At 30.9% G+C, this 2,854-nt stretch carries 2 protein-coding genes and 1 pseudogene; all 3 read right to left on the bottom strand.

The features are described from left to right. Nucleotides 1–406: 406 nt before the first annotated feature. Nucleotides 407–793, bottom strand: coding sequence for a hypothetical protein (locus ACRRVB_RS04960; RefSeq protein ID WP_432466848.1), 387 nt, complete (start codon nt 791–793; stop codon nt 407–409). Nucleotides 794–1,021: 228 nt separating this feature from the next. Beyond that, the gene (locus tag ACRRVB_RS04955; RefSeq protein ID WP_432466847.1) at nt 1,022–2,521 is read right to left on the bottom strand and encodes an Npt1/Npt2 family nucleotide transporter; all 1,500 of its coding nucleotides are present in this window, start codon (nt 2,519–2,521) and stop codon (nt 1,022–1,024) included. A gap of 143 nt (nt 2,522–2,664) precedes the next feature. Then, nucleotides 2,665–2,854 (bottom strand): annotated as a pseudogene (locus tag ACRRVB_RS04950) (IS5-like element ISCca5 family transposase); the annotation flags it as partial.

The raw sequence follows: 2,854 nt of genomic DNA, 5'->3' as shown, positions 1-2,854 counted from the left end.
CCAAGTAATCGAATCAGATAACTGGAATAAAGGATGTTTCGGGTTAAGAAAACTAGATAAGCGTTGCTCAAACAAACGTTCAAGGCTATTATTTATTTTCTTAGATTTCATCCTTATTTTGCAAGCTTTTTATACAAAACAACTCTAAAACTGGTTATTAACCAATACAAATTTAACCATTTATTTGCTGATTAACAAATAATTATACAGTATTTCAGGACCGACTAATTAAATAATGCACAGGTATAAATCCTACTAGGTTTAAACTTAATCAGACAATAAAGTTGTAAAGACCTCTAGGAATCAGACAGGTACTAAAAAGCAGATAATTTTACAGGACGTTTTTTTATCATGAAAATATAAAATTTGTTATTTGTGTCGTTAAAAAGACAAAAAGGGATAAAGCTTAAAATAAATATTTAGAGAGATGTGAGAGAACGATATTTTCTTTTCTATGATACATACGTATTCCAATAGCAGCAAACAAGAAAATAGAACCAATAACGAATTGTCTTTTTATATTTATGGCATGCTGATCTATTGATTGTATATAATCATTTAGTTGAGATGAATGATCCCATAATCTTATTTCTCTTTTTATAGTGATTGGTATATATTCTGGAATATTATTTAACAAATTTTTTTCTTCTAAATTTTGCATTACCTTTAAACACTTATCCAAATGATTCGCAACTCCACCAGCTCCAAGATAGGCAACGAAAAAAAAGATATTTAATAGTGTAAGAACACATATAGAAATAGTTGCTATTTTCTTGATTACATTAATTTTCATTTTAATATTAGTTGCCCTTATTGATCTTTTTTAGAGAAAAATACAAACTATAAATTAATTTAATTAAAATCAAAAAGTGCTAAGGCAATTTGAACTATATATGGTTGATCACACTGTTTATAAAACTTTTTATGAATTTATAAATAGATTCATCGTAAAAAACTTTTTCTGATGCTATGGTAAAAAAGGCTTACATTTAAGCTTCTTTAGATTACATCCACTACTCCTCTATTTACTTATTTGTATATTATTGGTAGAAATAACTTCCGTTTCATATTTTTCTTCAGCTGCTAGTTTTAATTTTCCTAAAGCTCGGACCGCTACCAACCAAAGTATAATAACCATTATAATGATCAGCACAATGGGCGTACGAATACTGGCAATATCTCCACCACCAAATAATGTAGACATACTGGCAATCAGTACAGATGCCAAACTTTTGCCCAAACGGGCGCCTACACCATCTACCGCTGCTTTACCACGTACTTTAGTTTCTTCATCTAATGGAATATAGACTGCTTCTTTAGTTGGATCAAAAAGGACATACTTGACTGATTTAATCAAAACCACATTGTAAAGCCCTACTTGGACAGAGAGATACAAGGCATTGAGATGAAAACTTTTAAAGAAATTATCTAAAACAGTGCCAAAGCGTAAGAAGGTAAAAAATAAAACGGTCATCACCAATGCAGTCACCGGCGTAACAGATGCAGCAAAACGCCATCCTCTTTTTAGTATAGGTGTGGCAAAAAACAAAGTTACTAAAATAGAAATTACACCTACTGCAATTTGTTGGTTAGAATATATACCTGCATAGAGGGCATTATCCCCTGAGATTTTTACAAATTCCTGAATTTGGGCTTTTTCTACAGCCTCAAAAAGGGCAATCACTAGTCCATAACTGATGACCAATATGGACAGCAACATCAAGTACTTAGAGCGTGCTAGAAACTTCATAGAGTCTACAAAGGACATTTTTACTTTTACTTTTTTAGGTTTTTCTTCCATCTGATAATAAGCTGGATGTGCTTTTATATCTGCAGTAAAATAGTTGTATATGATCAGAATCAAAACAATAGCTATAATGACAAATTTTAAGCTTTGATCGAAATTGGTACGAACATTATCCAACTTAAGAATCAGTCCAGCGAAGATACTACCAAGGGTACCAAAAGTACCTAAAAAGCTATAAAACCTTTTGGCTTGCTTTATAGTAGTAATCTCATTTATAAAAGTCCAAAATGATACACTTAATGCAAAAGTCCCCCAAGCCTCAGCATGAATATAGAACAAAGAAATAGGCCAATGGCAAATAGCCTCCCATAGTCCTATGAAGCTGGGAAATTTTGCTTCAAGCATTTTAGAAAGATTACTTAATTGCAATATTTGTTTGTGGGGAAGTAAAAACAACAGTGAAAAGGTAAAAAAAGTAAGAAAATAAATCATGACTGCATTGAACCTACCATCTCTTCCTGTAGCACGGCTAACTTTTCCATAAAGGATGGTAAAAAAAATCATACTAGGTGTAGTGGCTACTGCTTTTAACCAGTAGATGGTCGTAGCATTCGTTTCTTTAAGCATATTCATATCTTTAAGGGCACGTGTAAGGGCATAACAGAAAGATATAAGCATAAATATAAAGACCATTGGTAAAAATTTACGCAGTTCACTTTTATAAATGGGAAATATCATTTGACGTATGGTACTATTCTTTTTTTGTGTCTGCATTTTGTTTTTAATTTAGTTAAAACATAAAGTATTCAATACAATTGACGCCTGTATCCATACGATATTTTATGGTATTTTAGAAATAGAAATTATATTAGTTTTCATATACTTAGTCGGCCCTGAAATATTATTTTTGAATAAATTTATTGAATGGATATTTCTTTATAATATATATGGTTTATCAGGCGCTCTATTTTTCTTACCCAAGATATAGGTATAACTGGTTTTGGATTAAGAATTTTAATTATATAGGTTTTAATTTATTTGACTGTGAGGGTATTAAGAATAATTTTCTTGTAATCAGTCGTAGGTTATGAGCAATAGCACATAAAA

The organism is Candidatus Cardinium hertigii, from assembly GCF_050864855.1.
Lineage (GTDB): Bacteria > Bacteroidota > Bacteroidia > Cytophagales > Amoebophilaceae > Cardinium > Cardinium hertigii_C.
Note: the sequence above shows the minus strand (reverse complement) of the source record. Positions and strands in the feature narration are given on the sequence as shown.

Bases quoted from the DNA above. Each gene is read 5' to 3' on its own strand.
- ACRRVB_RS04960 (WP_432466848.1), bottom strand. From the start codon at position 793: ATGAAAATTAATGTAATCAAGAAAATAGCAACTATTTCTATATGTGTT.
- ACRRVB_RS04955 (WP_432466847.1), bottom strand. From the start codon at position 2,521: ATGCAGACACAAAAAAAGAATAGTACCATACGTCAAATGATATTTCCC.